Below are 16,075 nucleotides of genomic sequence, written 5' to 3' on the forward strand. Positions count from 1 at the left end.
GGCTTTTTTGTTGCTGCTTGCCCCTTTTTGTTCCACTCTGTTTTGAGACTATTGAAATTTAAGGCTTTCAGGGAATGAAAAAGGTATTCATGGTGTTCGGCATTGTGTTGGCTATCGCCGTTGCAACTATCGCAGCGCTGCTATTAAGCCTGCAGACCCAATACCGTGCGGATGTTGCTAACTTTTTTATCAAACATACGATTGAACAACCTGTACTCATTGAAGATGTTGAGTATCAGGCGCCTTATCACATCACCTTAATGGGCATTACCCAAAGCCAACCTGAAAAACAGGCACCTCTGTATATCGACAAGATCGATCTTTGGTTCAGCCCCAGCTCGATGACAGAGGCCAAACTGGTCTTTGAATCTGTTTTGATCAGTGGCCTGCAATTAGAAGCAGACGATCTAAGAACACTGACATCTTTATTTACCCAGCCAAACATCAAGCTCCACCAGCTGGCCATCAACAATCTCGACTTTTCGACGCCAGAGTTTAATGCGCGAGGCATCGACCTGCAGATCTCCGCCCCAAAATGGAACAACGACAACTCACTTCTCCCTTATGGAAAAACCCAACTCTCTGCCTCACAACTGTATTGGCAAAGTGAAGCATTCGATAATCTGTTGATTGACCTAGACTTAAAACCTAGCGATAGCACGCTTTATGGTGCTTCATTTGACTGGCGTGGCGCCAAGATTTCCGGTCAAGCAGAGCAGTATCAACAAGATTGGTCGTTGGTGAACGTGACCGTCGATGGCTTACGACTCAATCAGAAACAGACCCAAAGCCTACTAAACAAAGAATGGGATGTAGCAGGTATTCAGATCAATCACATTAATAGCTTAGATATTCTACGTAGTGACGTAGAGTGGCAAGATGGCCACCTCGCAGCCTTTGATGCCTCACTAGAAAATATCCAACTGCCTTTTGAAACCTGGAAACAACAGAAAGCCATTTTTTCTCTGCAGGCAGAAGGAGTGACCATTGATGATGACATGTTCATCGAGCCAAGCCTCAAGCTCAACCTAGAACCAAACCAAATTCTGATTGAGGATTTCTATACGCAATGGCGACAAGGCAGTATCCAAATGAACGGGACGGTTACACCAAGCTCAGTTGAACTCGCACAACTTGATGTTCAGGGCATAAAATGGATTACTGAAAGCCAAGATGAAAATCTACCGGCCACTCGTTTAATCCCTTGGCTTACACAGCTACAGCAAGCCTCTATTCATCGACTAAACATAGAGCGTAGCCAACTCATCCAACTCGCAAAAAAACCTTACTGGCAGGTCTCAGGGCTTCATGTCGAGGGGCATCAGGTTCAACTGCTGCAAGATAGAAAACTAGGCCTGTGGCAAGGGAAACTGATGGCGAGCGCCAATGATGCCAGCTATCAAAATATTCTCAGCGCACAGCCTGTGGTTGAGATGAATAGCGAACAAGGGAAATGGACGCTGACACGTCTGTTTGCACCACTCAGGAATGGCTACATTGAAGCCAATGCAACACTCGACTTTAACCAAATCAGCAAGCCATGGAGCTTAGACATTTCTGCCGATGGGTTACCTATTGCGCCGATGCTGCAGCAACTTGAATTACCGCTCGATGCAACCGGGTATGGCGAGTTTGAACTTCAAGCCGCAGGTTTATATGGCGACACACTGATGCTCGGTTACTCAACCACAGGGCAACTCACTGGCAGCGTTCGCCAGGGTGTGATGACCTTTAATGACAAGCTTTCTGAAACATCGACTGATAACGTGTTTGAAATTCCAGAGCTTAATGCGCATTTTGACCGTGGGCGCTTCACTCTCGAACCGATGCACATTATTGGTGCATCAGCAGCAGAGCAAGGCGAACAAAGGGTTCAAACGCTCAATGGCGAGGCTTCTGGAGAACTCGACTTGCTTAAAGCCGAGCAACACACCCTCTCGATTACCCTATCGGACCCATGCCATCAAATCTCAGGAAAGCTCACCCAAGCTGAGTATTCGGAGATTAACGACTGCCAACAAAAAAGCGCCACTCCTCAGGAGTAGCGCTTTCAGTCAATATCGACAGTATTACCGGTGTTAGCTATTCGCTCACATTGGTATCTGTCGAGAGTATCTTTTTGTAGTCAGGGATCAGCATATAGGTTCCCGTAAACTCTACCGCTTCCACATCGCCGCTATGGATGGTCACGTGAATGATGATACGTGCCTTTCTTCCTGACGCAAGGCGATCCAAGTCGCCACTGATCCCATCCAATGAAGTAGAGGCAACAGGGTTTTGCTCAACCGGGTGACGATAACGAATATTACTGTCTGCCAGCACGATATCACCGGTCAGCCCGCGCTCTTTCATCAATAACCAAGTCATCCCCCAACCAGTTAAGGTCGCTAAGGTAAAGGCAGAGCCTGCAAACATGGTGTTATGTGGGTTCAAGTTGGGATTCAGCTGAGCACTACACTCAAATTGGTAACCCGTGTATTGGTTGATCTTGATGCCCATCTTGTCGCTGATCGGGATCTGATGTTCCCAGCGCTGCTGAAGCTCATTACACCACTCAGGCTTACGTAGAACGTCTGCCATTGGGTCAAGATGCTTAACCATCTGTTGGTGACGCACAGGGCCACGTTGATCGTTAATCTCACCGCGACGTTCAAATTCATTCTTCTCATAGAATGAGATCGCATCTTCACGAGCATTACACACCAAGCGCTTAGCACCCTCTTGGCGAGCCAGTGATTCAAGCGCGACTAGAATCAACGAACCCATGCCTTTACTTTGGCGAGATTTCTTCACCGCCATATAGCGGATCTGACCTTCCAGGTCTGGGGTGATATACAGACGACCAATCGCCATCGGGCGACCACGACCATCAACAATCATGCGATGGTGACTCATTGGGTCATATTCATCGCGCTCAGAACCTACCGGCATTCGCCAAGGTTCACGGAGCATCTGCCAACGAAAATGGTAATACTTGTTTAGCTGATTTTCGGTGGTCGGTGTTATGAGTTTAAACATGCTTATTCCTTTAAGCCTAAACCTGCAGCCAGAATGTCACTGGGCCATCATTAACCAAAGACACTTTCATGTCGGCTGCGAATCGGCCACGTTCCGTTGGCAACACTGATTCACATTGGTCAGAGAAATAGTTGTAAAGACGCTCAGCATCTTCTGGGTGAGCACCACGAGAGAACCCTGCTCGAGTCCCTTTCTTGGTATCGGCCGGCAGAGTGAATTGAGACACCACTAATACCTTACCTTCTACCTGTTTCACGTTGAGGTTCATTTTATCGTCTTCATCTCCAAAGACACGATAAGTAGTTACTCGTTCCATCAAACGCTTGGCTTTGGCTTCGTCATCACCTTTTTCTACGCCTAACAAAACCAATAAGCCTTGCTCAATCTCACCAACTACTTCGCCATCAACACGGACGGCAGCTTCACTTACTCTCTGGATCAGTGCTATCACTGTTGTTTCCTTGCTCTGTGATTTTGTCTTTATCCGACGAGTGTACCATTTCTTGAGAGTCACTCCACTGTTCCTGCTCGCCCAATGCAGCAGTCACCTCAGCACCCACCAACACAATCAACCAGCACAAATACACCCAGACAAAAAGAATGGGAATCGCCGCTAATGCGCCATAAATCAATTGGTAAGAAGGGAATTGAGTAATGTAAGCCGCGAAACCTTTCTTACTGAGTTCGAACAACAGAGCCGCAACCAGAGAGCCCGCTGCCGCATGAGAAAAGTGTATCTTTTTGTTGGGAACTAACAGATACAGACCGAAAAACGCAAAGAATGAGGTAATCAAAGGGAGCTTGCGAATCACGGTATTAAAGGCACTCGACACGACTTCGTTTTGTAACAAGTTCAATGATGTCACATACGACGTTGCTGCAATGCTCGCCCCAATCAAAATAGGTCCAAGCGTTAGCACCATCCAATACATTGAAAAGGACAACACAGCCCGACGCTTTTCTGTTACTCGCCAGATGTAGTTAAGGTTCTTATCGATGTTGGAGATCAGCATCAATGCTGCAATGAATAAGAACACACTGCCCACCGCCGTCATTTTCCCTGTATTGGCAACGAACTCGAGTAGAGCACCATGTACCGCATCCCCAGATGCTGGAACAAAGTTGGTAATAACGAAGTTTTGAATCACTAGGCCAACATCAGCAAAGACTGAAAATGACGATAAAATGGAGAGCAAAACCGTCAACATCGGTACGATCGAGAGCAAAGTAATGTACGCCAAGTAACCCGCATTCACATTGACCCTATCGTGCGTCATTCGCGCCAAAAGATAGCGGGAAAACTGAATGCTCCCTGTGACTGCGTTTTTTATCTTCAACTTGTAACTCCCTGGTAACTCGTTCATAGTCCTAATTAATATTCCGACATATCAATCACAGTAAGAAAATGTTCAAAAATAGCGTAGGAAAAAGGCTTGAGAACAAGGAAGAGTTTTTTTGATAAGTAGTTATTCTACAATCAAAAATTCTAACGCAGTTATCGAGCATTTTAACAAGCTAGGTTGAGCAGTTATTTACTACGATTGATATCATTTAACTATAGGAAACTAGGATGCCTTATTTAATAGTTATAGTCCTCTCTATTTTTACCCTAACTGGATGCCAGTCCGCTTATTACTCGGCTATGGAGCAAGTGGGATACCACAAGCGCGACATTATGGTCGATAGAGTGGAAGACGCTAAAGAGTCACAGCAGGATGCTCAGGAAGAGTTTACCAGCGCACTTGAAGCCTTAAGTAGCCTGACGAACTTCAGTGGCGGCGACCTTGAAGACATGTACAACAAGATTAATGATAAATACCAAGACAGCGAGAAAGCCGCGCAAGATGTCAGTGATCGCATTGCTGCGATTGAAGATGTGTCGGATGCGCTGTTTGAAGAGTGGCAGAATGAATTAGATCTCTACACCAGTGATTCACTGCGCCGCTCGAGCGAGCAAAAGCTTCGTGAAACTAAATCGTCTTACCAAACGATGCTGTCAGCAATGAAGCGCGCCGAGAAGAAAATGGACCCTGTGCTCAATACCCTTCGCGACAACACGCTTTACTTGAAGCACAACCTCAATGCGAGCGCTGTCGGTTCACTGCAGGGTGAGTTTATGAGCTTAGAAAAAGACATCGCCTACGCAATAGAACAAATGAATGCTGCGATCGCCGAATCGGATAAGTTCCTAGCCCAACTGAACCAGAAGTAGCCCTACAGATAAAGAACACGATGCAACCTATCATTATTACTGGCGGCCCCGGAGCCGGGAAGACAACACTGATTAATGCCTTGGGTGACATGGGTTACCCAACCTTCGCTGAGTCCTCTCGCCAGTTGATAGAACAGCAGAGCCAACTTGAGAACGGTATCTTACCTTGGTTAGACCTTCCGGGCTTTGCTCGCCTATGTTTAACCGTCATGAGCGAACAAAAAGACCAGGCCAGTCAGCATCCAATTGCCTTTCTCGATCGCGCCATTCCAGATATCTGCGGTTACTTAACTCAGGCTAATCTAGAGATAGATGCGACCTATCGAGAAGCAAGCCAATGCTATCACTCACAAGCCTTGTTCTGTCGCCCTGAAGCTTCAATTTATGTACAAGATGATGTGAGACCTTATCCGTTTGAAGAGGCATTAGAGATTCACCACGCGTTGGTCAGAGTCTATCAAGAGCTTGGGTATGAGGTTGTCGAGGTGCCATTTATGTCAGTCGAAGAGCGGGCTCTATTTGTTAAAAGCCACCTTGGTATCAAAAGCTAAATCCCCACTCGGTCGTCTCTCCCTCTTGAGGATGACTAATACTTAAATGCTCTTCGGATCCCGCATCTCGTTTACTCGTATCTTAGCTAACTAAAAAACAAAAGCCCCGAGCAGCTAGGCTACTCAGGGCTTTCTTATCTACTTAGCTAGAAGCTAGTCAGCTGGCAATTAAGCCTTAGCTGGACGTGCTGCACGCTTACGTTCGTTTTCAGTAAGAAGCTTCTTACGGATACGAATGCTTACAGGCGTTACTTCTACTAGTTCGTCTTCGTCGATGAACTCAAGAGCTTGCTCTAGAGTGTGACGGATAGGTGGCGAAAGAACCTGTGCTTCATCAGTACCAGATGCACGAACGTTCGTTAGCTGCTTACCTTTCAGACAGTTTACTGTTAGGTCGTTTGAACGGTTATGAATACCGATGATTTGACCTTCGTATACTTCGTCTGCGTGCTCAGCAAATAGACGACCACGTTCTTGTAGGTTGAATAGTGCGTAAGTCAGAGCTTTACCAGTTGCGTTCGAGATTAGAACACCGTTGTTACGTTGACCGATTACGCCGCCTTTGTGAGGACCGTAGTGATCAAATGAGTGGTAAAGAAGACCAGAACCAGACGTTAGAGTTAGGAACTCAGTTTGGAAACCGATAAGACCACGAGAAGGCATCATGAAGTCCATGCGAACACGGCCTTTGCCATCTGGAGACATATCAGTTAGCTCACCTTTACGTAGACCGATGTTTTCCATGATGCCACCTTGGTGCTCTTCAAGCACGTCGATAGTCACAGTTTCAAACGGTTCAGTTAGGTTGCCATCTTCGTCTTTCTTGATGATAACTTCTGGACGAGATACAGCTAGCTCGAAGCCTTCACGACGCATGTTTTCGATCAGGATAGATAGGTGAAGTTCACCACGACCTGAAACACGGAAACGATCTGGGTTATCAGTTTCTTCAACACGTAGTGCAACGTTGTGTACTAGTTCTTTCTCTAGACGCTCAAGGATATTACGTGAAGTAACGAACTTACCTTCTTTACCCGCGAACGGAGAAGTGTTTACTTGGAACGTCATTGTTACTGTCGGTTCATCAACAGAAAGCGGAGTCATTGCTTCAACATTGTTTACGTCACAGATAGTGTCTGAAATTTTCAGCTCACCAAGACCAGTGATTGCAATGATGTCGCCAGCGTTAGCTTGCTCAACTTCGTGACGGTCAAGACCTAGGTAACCAAGAACTGTACCTACTTTACCGTTACGTTTTTTGCCTTCTGCATTTACGATAGTTACTTGTTGGTTTGGTTTAACAGAACCACGAGTAACACGAGCAACACCGATAACACCTACGTAAGAGCTGTAATCAAGTTGCGAAATTTGCATTTGTAGTGGACCGTCAAGGTCAACTGCAGGCGCGTCTACTGTATCAACAACAGCTTGGAACAATGGTTCCATGTTCTCGCCAGTTTCGCCTTCAGTCATTGTTGCCCAACCGTTTAGAGCTGAAGCGTAAACAACTGTGAAATCTAGTTGCTCATCAGTAGCACCTAGGTTGTCGAAAAGGTCGAATACTTGATCCATAACCCAATCAGGACGAGCGCCTGGGCGGTCAATCTTGTTGATTACAACGATTGGCTTAAGACCGTGTGCGAATGCTTTTTGCGTTACGAAACGAGTTTGAGGCATTGGGCCATCAACTGCGTCAACGATAAGCAGAACAGAGTCAACCATAGACATGATACGCTCAACTTCACCACCGAAGTCCGCGTGTCCCGGAGTATCTACGATGTTGATGCGGTAATCATTCCAGTTGATTGCTGTGTTCTTAGCAAGAATGGTAATGCCACGCTCTTTTTCGATGTCATTCGAATCCATGACACGCTCTTCAGCTTCACCACGAGACTCAAGAGTGCCTGACTGTTGTAGCAGTTTATCAACCAAAGTCGTTTTACCGTGGTCAACGTGCGCGATGATCGCGATATTTCTTAACTTATCAATCTGTGGAGTAGACATGGATTCTCGATTCACTCATAAAAGTAGCCGTCACTTATCTCAAAAGTTTGGATAATAACCGCTAGCTTGATTTAAAAAACGGTCAATAATATACCAGATTCTAGACAAAAACCCAGAAATATGTGATCTGAACCAAGGCTTTTTTCTTTATTAGCGATTCATATCCGCTTAACTTTGATTCAGTACAGTGTTGAGCAGCCAAATTCGTAGGACTCTAAAAAAGTATCACCTGCGAGTGGCGAGCCAAATCTCCCGCAAAATAACAAAAGTGAATTGACAACTTAGGCAATTCATTGCTGAATGGTGCTCGCTTATGTCTCATATTGGTGCACAGACAAACGGTTGCACCAATAAAGTGCAACTAGAGATCATTTTGGTGCAAAAACCAGATTAAGCAAAACCGCAAAACAAGTAAATCATTGAAATTAATGGAATAATTTTTTTGGCACGTTTTTGGCTATAGATAAATCAGCATCGATTAATGCACTTATAGACATTAATCAATGCTAGTTTCAACCGAATCGAGCTAATACCGAATTAATAACACTGGAGGTTATCCAAGATGTCAGTAGAAAATGTACTATCCCTGATCCAAGAGAACGAAGTTAAATTTATCGACTTACGTTTTACTGATACAAAAGGTAAAGAGCAGCATATCTCTATTCCTTCTCACCAAGTTGATGCAGACTTCTTCGAAGAAGGCAAAATGTTTGACGGCTCTTCAGTAGCTGGTTGGAAAGGCATTAACGAATCTGACATGGTAATGATGCCAGACGCAGCATCTGCTGTACTGGACCCATTCACAGAAGACGCAACGCTAAACATCCGTTGTGACATCCTTGAGCCTGCAACAATGCAAGGCTACGACCGTGACCCACGTTCTATCGCTAAACGTTCTGAAGAGTACCTACGTTCTACAGGTATCGCAGACACAGTTCTAGTTGGTCCAGAGCCAGAATTCTTCCTATTTGATGACGTTAAGTTCTCAAACGACATGTCTGGTTCTTTCTTCAAGATCGATGACGTAGAAGCAGCTTGGAACACAGGTTCTGACATCGAAGGCGGTAACAAAGGTCACCGTCCTGGCGTTAAAGGCGGTTACTTCCCAGTAGCTCCAGTAGATTCATCTCAAGACATCCGTTCAGCAATGTGTCTAGTAATGGAAGAGATGGGCCTAGTTGTTGAAGCTCACCACCACGAAGTAGCAACTGCGGGTCAAAACGAAATCGCAACTCGCTTCAACACGCTAACAGCGAAAGCTGATGAAACTCAAATCTACAAGTACGTTGTACACAACGTTGCTCACGCATTTGGTAAAACAGCGACATTCATGCCTAAGCCACTAGTTGGTGACAACGGTTCTGGTATGCACGTTCACCAATCTCTAGCAAAAGACGGCGTTAACCTGTTTGCTGGTGATAAGTACGGCGGCCTATCTGAAATGGCTCTTTACTACATCGGTGGTGTAATCAAGCACGCTCGTGCAATCAACGCGTTTGCTAACCCATCAACTAACTCGTACAAGCGTCTTGTACCTGGTTTCGAAGCACCTGTAATGCTTGCTTACTCAGCACGTAACCGTTCTGCTTCTATCCGTATCCCAGTAGTACCAAGCCCTAAAGCACGTCGTATCGAGCTACGTTTTGGTGACCCAGCAGCTAACCCATACCTATGCTACTCAGCAATGCTTATGGCTGGCCTTGACGGCATCAAGAACAAGATTCACCCAGGCGAAGCTATGGATAAAGATCTATACGACCTTCCTGCAGAAGAAGCAGCTGAAATCCCAACAGTTGCAGAATCTCTACAAGAAGCTCTAGCAGCGCTTAGCGAAGACCGTGAGTTCCTAACCGCTGGCGGCGTATTCTCTGACGACTTCATCGATTCTTACATCGCTCTGAAATCTGACGACGTACAACGCGTGAACATGGCTACACACCCACTTGAGTTTGAACTGTACTACTCAGTTTAATCTCTGGTAGAGATAAGCCATTTCTTACTGCAACCTTGTAAGAATCGCTGACTAAATATTAGGCTCGCCTCGCAGGCGGGCCTTTTTTATATTCTCCCTCCCCCTGCTTCCTCGTACCATGCCTTAGATAATAGACAAAAGCCCTCAGAGCCTGTCGAACTAAATACAATAAAATCAATAACAAAGCTAACGCCAAACGTGAAATCACCTAACGGTGAAAAGAGGCTAAAGATATGAAAAACATACTGTTCCTCATCGGGTTAACAGTCACGCTCTCGTGCTCTGCTCAAACGGTGTATACCTGGGTAGATGAAGATGGCGTGCTCCACTTTAGTGATAACCCTAGTGCTCAAGATGCCGAGGCTCTTCGCCTGCCAGATGTGCAAGCTTCAGCACCCGCCCCTAAATTTGAGGCCTCGACTCCGGTTGACGCCGCTGCTTCCTCTACAACTAAAACACCAGCTAAAGCCCAGGCAGAAACCGAAACCACAGAGCGCGAGGTTCCCACTCAATTAGCCCTCACCATGCTGACACCAGTTCATGATCAAACCATTCGCAACAACCGCGGCTTAATCCCGATTCAGATAGAGCTCAACCGAAAACTTGGTATCGGGGAGCAATTACAATTGATACTCGATGGCCGTCGATATGGCGCCCCACAGACCCAACCTATTTGGGAATTAAAAGGTATCGATCGAGGTACTCACACCATTGCAATTCAAGCACATAGAAGCGGCAAGCTTATTGCATCTACTAGTCCAGTCACCGTGTATTTACATCGAGCGACGCTCAAGTAGGCCAATGTGTTAAAAGAGGCCAAATAACCTCTACTTTTCACCTAATCGAAGCAGCTTTCAGCGACTCTAATGAATTATCTTTAGCTTCTGGTTGATATGCGCCATACTTGAACTTAGCTACGCACCAATTTGGTGCAGTGAGAAAAACACCAGTTCAAGGACGAAATAGTGAATCGATCAGCCAAAAGCGACAGCATAGATACACATCATCTTTCCAGCGCCATTCTCGACAATATGGTGACTTCGACATTGATGCTCGATGAGCAACTGTATGTCCGATACGCCAATCCGGCGGCTGAGCAGCTCTTTTCACAGAGCGCACGACGCATCGTTGATCATCCACTGAGCCAACTTATCCAACACGCTTCACTTGATTTGGCGCTTCTGACGCAACCGCTACAAAGTGGCCAGAGCATTACCGACAGTGACGTTACCTTCGTTGTTGATAACCGCCCACTGATGCTTGAAGTCACGGTTAGCCCAATATCTTGGCAGCGAGAGACGCTGTTATTGGTTGAGATGCGCAAAATAGACCAGCAAAGACGCCTTAGCCAAGAGCTAAACCAACATGCACAACAACAAGCGGCTAAGCTGCTGGTACGCGGGTTAGCACATGAGATCAAAAATCCACTAGGTGGCTTAAGAGGTGCGGCGCAGTTGCTTGGGAAAATGCTTCCTGATCAGTCTCTTAATGAATATACGCAGATCATTATTGAGCAAGCCGACCGCTTAAGAGCATTAGTCGACCGTCTGCTTGGCCCACAGAAGCCGGGGACTAAATCAGAAGAGAACCTTCACCAGATACTTGAGAAAGTCAGGCAGCTCGTAGAGCTCGAATCGGGTTCAACGCTCGCCATCGAAAGGGATTACGACCCTAGCCTACCGGACATCTTGATGGATTCGGCACAGGTTGAACAAGCGATGCTCAATATCGTGAGCAATGCAGCGCAGATTCTAAAGACTCAGGATTCTGGAAAAATCACCATTCGCACCAGAACGGTGCATCAAGCAAATATTCACGGACAGCGACACAAACTCGCGGCTCGTATTGAGATCAGCGATAACGGTCCGGGCATCCCCGATGATTTAAAAGATACCTTGTTTTACCCAATGGTCAGCGGACGAGAAGGTGGAACAGGGCTGGGGCTATCGATTTCTCAAAACCTGATCGATCAACACAATGGGAAAATTGATGTTGAAAGCTGGCCGGGCAACACCACATTCACGATTTACCTACCGATTTAGGTCACAAGAACCTCGTGATTGGACAGCGAGATGAAAGGCTTAACTCGGTAACACAAAGATTAAGACATCATAAAAACAACAATGATTATCACAATAGATTTGGCTGCAAAGGAATTGAATTATGAGTAAGGGATACGTTTGGGTCGTCGATGACGACAGCTCTATCCGCTGGGTAGTAGAGAAAACACTTTCATCTGCGGATATAAAGTGCGAAACATTTGCTGATGCTGAGAGCGTGTTACTTGCGCTTGAACGAGAAACGCCAGACGTTTTGGTGTCTGATATTCGCATGCCCGGCATTGATGGGATTGAGCTGTTACACCAAGTTCACCAGCGCTCTCCCGACCTGCCCGTGATCATTATGACCGCGCACTCAGACCTTGATGCGGCGGTGAATGCTTATCAAAAAGGGGCTTTTGAGTATCTGCCTAAGCCGTTTGATATTGATGAGACACTGACTCTAGTAGAGCGAGCCATCGCACACAGCCAAGAGCAAAAGCGAGAACAAGCCAGCGAAGTAGCCGAAGACACCAATGCACCAGAAATCATCGGTGAAGCACCGGCAATGCAGGAAGTTTTCCGAGCGATTGGCCGTTTATCTCGTTCATCCATTTCGGTTCTTATTAATGGTGAATCTGGTACTGGTAAAGAATTGGTCGCTCACGCTCTGCATCGTCACAGCCCAAGAGCTAAGAAGCCCTTCATTGCCTTGAACATGGCAGCAATCCCCAAAGATCTGATCGAGTCTGAACTGTTTGGCCACGAAAAAGGTGCCTTTACCGGTGCTAACAGCGTTCGCCAAGGACGCTTTGAACAAGCCAACGGTGGCACCCTGTTTCTTGATGAAATCGGCGACATGCCACTCGATATTCAGACTCGCTTACTACGTGTACTTTCTGATGGCCAATTTTATCGTGTGGGTGGGCACTCTGCGGTTAAGGTTGACGTTCGTATCGTTGCTGCAACCCACCAAGATCTTGAGCGCTTGGTACATGAAGGCGACTTCCGTGAAGACCTTTTCCACCGACTCAACGTTATCCGAATCCATATCCCGGCACTGCGCGAACGTAAACAAGACATTGAAAAGCTGACTCATCACTTCCTAGCATCCGCCGCCGAAGAGCTCGGTGTTGAAGTGAAGACGCTGCATCCTGAGACCATTTTGAAGCTCAACCAGCTCAATTGGCCGGGTAATGTGCGTCAGCTAGAGAACATTTGTCGTTGGCTCACCGTGATGGCGAGCGGCAGCGAAATTCTTCCTTCAGACCTACCACCAGAGCTGATAGAAGAAAAAGTGGTGACAACCTCAGGGGGTGGAGATAACTGGCAACAACTGCTCGCTAATTGGGCGAAGTGTGCGCTTGATTCAGGAGAAAAAGAACTGCTGACTTATGCGCTACCAGAGTTTGAACGTATACTGCTTGAGGCTGCACTCAACCATACTAATGGTCACAAGCAAGATGCTGCCAAGGTTTTAGGTTGGGGAAGAAACACCCTAACTCGCAAGCTTAAAGAGCTGTACTGACCTAATATGACTCTCGATGCAGCTACTTTTTAACCAAAAAAGTGTCGCTTGGTTTGAATAGTGTCGGTACAATTACAGTACACTATTCACCAAAGTTGTAGCTAAAGATGTCTTTGAAAACACAAATTACCTTGAGAACCGCAGTGGTTCTGCCATTCGTGATGATTTTTCTATTCACTATGGGCGTAATGGTTTTTACTCAAAAGCAAAGCTACAAAGAGATGGTGAGTGATGTTAGTGCACGCCAGCTAACATCACTTACTGATCACGTTCACCAAAGCCTGTCCAATTTTTTAGAAAAGCCATTTCACGCGAACCTCTCGCTCAGCCATAACATCGGCTACCACCATCTTTATCAGCCCGGTAATCTCAGCAAGGTTCAAGACTATATTTTTTATACGTTTTCAGACCATTATACTGCTGTACCTCAACTCGATGTAATCGGCTTTGGTTCTGAAGATGGTAACTACGTTGGTTTCCGTAAAGAAGCCAACAAAGGCTACACCTTGATGGTGCAAGACGAGCGCACCAATGATCAGTTGGTCATTTACCGTGGTAGTAAGATTAGTGAAGACATTCGATCGGTGATTTCAGGTTACGATCCAAGAATCCGTCCTTGGTACACACCCGTTGCGACACAGAAAAGAGCAGTATGGTCACCAATTTATGCCAATGCTGACGAACGCCAAGAAATCACCTTATCCGCTCTCGCGCCGATCTATGATGATAATGAATTCAAAGCAGTCGTCGTCAGCGACATCAAAATCAATACCTTCAATGCGTTTCTCAAAAGACTCAAAGATAGAACAGATGCCTCTGTTTATATCATCGATAAACAGCAACGCTTGGTCGCACACTCAGGTGGAGGCAGTGTCGTTTCATGGGGCACAGGAAAAACCAACAAAGGGCAACGCAAACTGGCAACAGAGAGTGCTAACCCAGTCATACGTGAGAGTGCTAGCTACGTAGAGCAATTCCACCTAATCGAGAATTTGGGCGAGCAGCGCTTTAGCTTTAGCCTAGACAGCGAACGCTACTTCAACCAAATCACCCCATACGAAGATGAGCACGGGCTCACGTGGTTTATTGGGGTGTCGATCCCTGAAAGCAATCTGCTCGGTGAATTGCCAGAAAATCAAAGAAACAGTTGGTTGCTTGGGCTAGCACTGAGCTGCATTGGGGTCATTGCAGGATTAATTGCCTTTAATCGCGCAACCCAACCCATCACCTCGACAGCAGATGCGGCAAGACGCCTTGCTAAGGGCGATTGGGACGCGAGCATGCCAAAAACAGGGCATATCTATGAAACCAGCATGCTGGTCGAGTCATTCAATGAAATGACCAACAACTTAAAGGCTTCGTTTCATGCATTACAGTCTCAGCTTACCTATGACTCATTAACCAAACTATACAGCCGTGAAGGCTTTATTGATGCTGCCAAGAAACACCCTGACAACGAAAAAGGCACACTGTATTTGATTGGTATTGATCGCTTCCGAGACATCAATGACAGCCTAGGTCATTACAATGGCGACCAGCTACTTATCATTGCGGCCGCTCGTTTAAGAGGCACACTGCCATCCGAATACCTACTAGCTCGCACTGGTGGTGATGAGTTTGCCATCTACGCGCCAAACGTAACGCAAAGCGATGATGTTCAGCTGCTGACTAACCGCTTACTTCAAACCTTCGCTTCCCCATTTTCAATGGAATCGGAAAGCGTGGTGATTAAGGTATCGATGGGGATAGTGAATGTCTCGAATCTTCACGACATTACACTCCTGCTACGCAGCAGCAGCATTGCATTGAGCAATGCGAAACAAGACAAAACCAGTGTCAGTATTTATAGCCCTGAAATGGGCAAAGCATCAAGACATCGAACCAAGATGCTAGCGCGGATGAATCGAGCGATTGAGCTTCAGCAGTTCGAACCGTTTTACCAGCCTATTATTGATCTGGAATCTGGCTCGACCATAGGAGCAGAAGCTTTAGCTCGCTGGATAACCGATGAAGGAATGATCTCGCCACTCGAGTTCATTCCTCTCGCGGAAGAGAGCGGGCTCATTTACGATATCGGAAAACAAATTCTGCATAAGTCGTGTCGAGATACAGCCATCGCGATTGAGTCAGGAAAATGGAGCAAGGACTTCTCTATTCACGTCAACCTGTCGGTCGTTCAGCTAAGCGAAAGTGACTTTGTGGAACAAGTAAAAGGCACGTTGCGAGACACAAATCTGCCAGCAAGCAACCTGACACTAGAGATCACCGAATCACGCATCGTCGACAACGACCCGACCATCATCGATAACATGCTGACTCTAAAAGCACTAGGGATATCAATTGCGATTGATGACTTTGGTACCGGCTATTCGTCATTGGCTTACTTACACAAACTGCCATTCGACTGCCTTAAGATCGACCGCAGCTTTGTCAGCAAACTTGATAAAGAGAACCTAGATAGCTCCATCGTCGCGGCCATCGTTAACATCACTAAGGGCTTCAAAGTAAGCTTGGTGGCAGAGGGCGTTGAAACACAACAACAGGCTGAACTTCTCAAGCAGCTGCAGTGCCCGCTTGCTCAAGGGTTCTTATACAGTCGCCCAGTTCCGTTTGACCAATGGCCTACCGACCTCAGTAACACTAATCAAAGTGCCAAGGTCAAGCAAAATACCAAAGAGAGCCTCACCTAAATCAGGCAGAAATCGAATGAGTCAGATACAAAAGTGCCAGCATGATGCTGGCATTTTTTAT

Annotated in this window: 12 protein-coding genes; 8 read left to right on the forward strand and 4 right to left on the reverse strand. The window is 46.3% G+C overall.

Annotated features, from left to right (window positions below):
- The first annotated feature begins 74 nt into the window (after positions 1-74).
- Positions 75-2,045 carry an AsmA family protein gene (locus OCV19_RS15560; RefSeq protein ID WP_065675958.1) on the forward strand — a complete coding sequence of 657 codons (1,971 nt, stop codon included), beginning with the start codon at positions 75-77 and terminating at the stop codon, positions 2,043-2,045.
- Between the two features lie 37 nt (positions 2,046-2,082).
- Here OCV19_RS15560 and OCV19_RS15565 read toward each other — a convergent pair whose 3' ends face one another.
- From OCV19_RS15565 to OCV19_RS15575, 3 genes are read right to left on the reverse strand one after another with little or no spacing between them, the layout of a single operon-like run.
- A complete protein-coding gene (locus OCV19_RS15565) occupies positions 2,083-3,018 on the reverse strand; it encodes a bifunctional GNAT family N-acetyltransferase/hotdog fold thioesterase (RefSeq protein ID WP_048607606.1) in 936 nt (311 codons plus the stop codon).
- Between the two features lie 16 nt (positions 3,019-3,034).
- Positions 3,035-3,469 carry a D-aminoacyl-tRNA deacylase gene (dtd, locus tag OCV19_RS15570; protein ID WP_004735590.1) on the reverse strand — a complete coding sequence of 145 codons (435 nt, stop codon included), beginning with the start codon at positions 3,467-3,469 and terminating at the stop codon, positions 3,035-3,037.
- Positions 3,441-4,382, reverse strand: coding sequence for a virulence factor BrkB family protein (locus OCV19_RS15575; protein ID WP_054542072.1), 942 nt, complete (start codon positions 4,380-4,382; stop codon positions 3,441-3,443). The genes dtd and OCV19_RS15575 overlap by 29 nt, the downstream gene beginning before the upstream one ends.
- A gap of 206 nt (positions 4,383-4,588) precedes the next feature.
- Here OCV19_RS15575 and OCV19_RS15580 point away from each other — a divergent pair, with 206 nt between their 5' ends.
- Both OCV19_RS15580 and OCV19_RS15585 read left to right on the forward strand, forming a co-directional pair.
- Positions 4,589-5,230 (forward strand): DUF2959 domain-containing protein, encoded by a 642-nt coding sequence (locus OCV19_RS15580; RefSeq protein ID WP_065675957.1) that lies wholly within the window; start codon positions 4,589-4,591, stop codon positions 5,228-5,230.
- 20 nt (positions 5,231-5,250) lie between these two features.
- Positions 5,251-5,781, forward strand: a complete 531-nt coding sequence (locus OCV19_RS15585) for an AAA family ATPase (RefSeq protein ID WP_065675956.1) — start codon at positions 5,251-5,253, stop codon at positions 5,779-5,781.
- 168 nt (positions 5,782-5,949) lie between these two features.
- Here OCV19_RS15585 and typA read toward each other — a convergent pair whose 3' ends face one another.
- Positions 5,950-7,785 (reverse strand): translational GTPase TypA, encoded by a 1,836-nt coding sequence (gene typA, locus OCV19_RS15590; RefSeq protein ID WP_017059220.1) that lies wholly within the window; start codon positions 7,783-7,785, stop codon positions 5,950-5,952.
- Positions 7,786-8,347: 562 nt separating this feature from the next.
- Between typA and glnA the strand changes: the two genes are divergently transcribed.
- The 5 genes from glnA to gepA all read left to right on the forward strand — a co-directional run bounded on the left by glnA (position 8,348) and on the right by gepA (position 16,014).
- Entirely contained in the window at positions 8,348-9,757 is a 1,410-nt protein-coding gene (gene glnA, locus OCV19_RS15595) for a glutamate--ammonia ligase (RefSeq protein ID WP_065675955.1), read from the forward strand.
- 233 nt (positions 9,758-9,990) lie between these two features.
- Positions 9,991-10,554, forward strand: coding sequence for a DUF4124 domain-containing protein (locus OCV19_RS15600; RefSeq protein WP_065675954.1), 564 nt, complete (start codon positions 9,991-9,993; stop codon positions 10,552-10,554).
- Positions 10,555-10,722: 168 nt separating this feature from the next.
- The gene (glnL, locus tag OCV19_RS15605; protein ID WP_019826501.1) at positions 10,723-11,799 is read left to right on the forward strand and encodes a nitrogen regulation protein NR(II); all 1,077 of its coding nucleotides are present in this window, start codon (positions 10,723-10,725) and stop codon (positions 11,797-11,799) included.
- A gap of 121 nt (positions 11,800-11,920) precedes the next feature.
- Complete coding sequence (gene glnG, locus OCV19_RS15610) at positions 11,921-13,324, forward strand: nitrogen regulation protein NR(I) (RefSeq protein WP_065675953.1); 1,404 nt, start codon at positions 11,921-11,923, stop codon at positions 13,322-13,324.
- Positions 13,325-13,431: 107 nt separating this feature from the next.
- Positions 13,432-16,014 carry a phosphodiesterase GepA gene (gene gepA / locus OCV19_RS15615; protein ID WP_065675952.1) on the forward strand — a complete coding sequence of 861 codons (2,583 nt, stop codon included), beginning with the start codon at positions 13,432-13,434 and terminating at the stop codon, positions 16,012-16,014.
- Positions 16,015-16,075 lie beyond the last annotated feature (61 nt).

The sequence above is a fragment of the Vibrio celticus genome (assembly GCF_024347335.1).
GTDB lineage: Bacteria > Pseudomonadota > Gammaproteobacteria > Enterobacterales > Vibrionaceae > Vibrio > Vibrio celticus.

What these genes read in the sequence shown, in the direction of transcription:
- OCV19_RS15560 (WP_065675958.1), top strand. Translation starts at nt 75, where the DNA reads ATGAAAAAGGTATTCATGGTGTTCGGCATTGTGTTGGCTATCGCCGTT.
- OCV19_RS15565 (WP_048607606.1), bottom strand. Translation starts at nt 3,018, where the DNA reads ATGTTTAAACTCATAACACCGACCACCGAAAATCAGCTAAACAAGTAT.
- OCV19_RS15575 (WP_054542072.1), bottom strand. Translation starts at nt 4,382, where the DNA reads ATGAACGAGTTACCAGGGAGTTACAAGTTGAAGATAAAAAACGCAGTC.
- OCV19_RS15580 (WP_065675957.1), top strand. Translation starts at nt 4,589, where the DNA reads ATGCCTTATTTAATAGTTATAGTCCTCTCTATTTTTACCCTAACTGGA.
- OCV19_RS15585 (WP_065675956.1), top strand. Translation starts at nt 5,251, where the DNA reads ATGCAACCTATCATTATTACTGGCGGCCCCGGAGCCGGGAAGACAACA.
- typA (WP_017059220.1), bottom strand. Translation starts at nt 7,785, where the DNA reads ATGTCTACTCCACAGATTGATAAGTTAAGAAATATCGCGATCATCGCG.
- glnA (WP_065675955.1), top strand. Translation starts at nt 8,348, where the DNA reads ATGTCAGTAGAAAATGTACTATCCCTGATCCAAGAGAACGAAGTTAAA.
- OCV19_RS15600 (WP_065675954.1), top strand. Translation starts at nt 9,991, where the DNA reads ATGAAAAACATACTGTTCCTCATCGGGTTAACAGTCACGCTCTCGTGC.
- glnG (WP_065675953.1), top strand. Translation starts at nt 11,921, where the DNA reads ATGAGTAAGGGATACGTTTGGGTCGTCGATGACGACAGCTCTATCCGC.
- gepA (WP_065675952.1), top strand. Translation starts at nt 13,432, where the DNA reads ATGTCTTTGAAAACACAAATTACCTTGAGAACCGCAGTGGTTCTGCCA.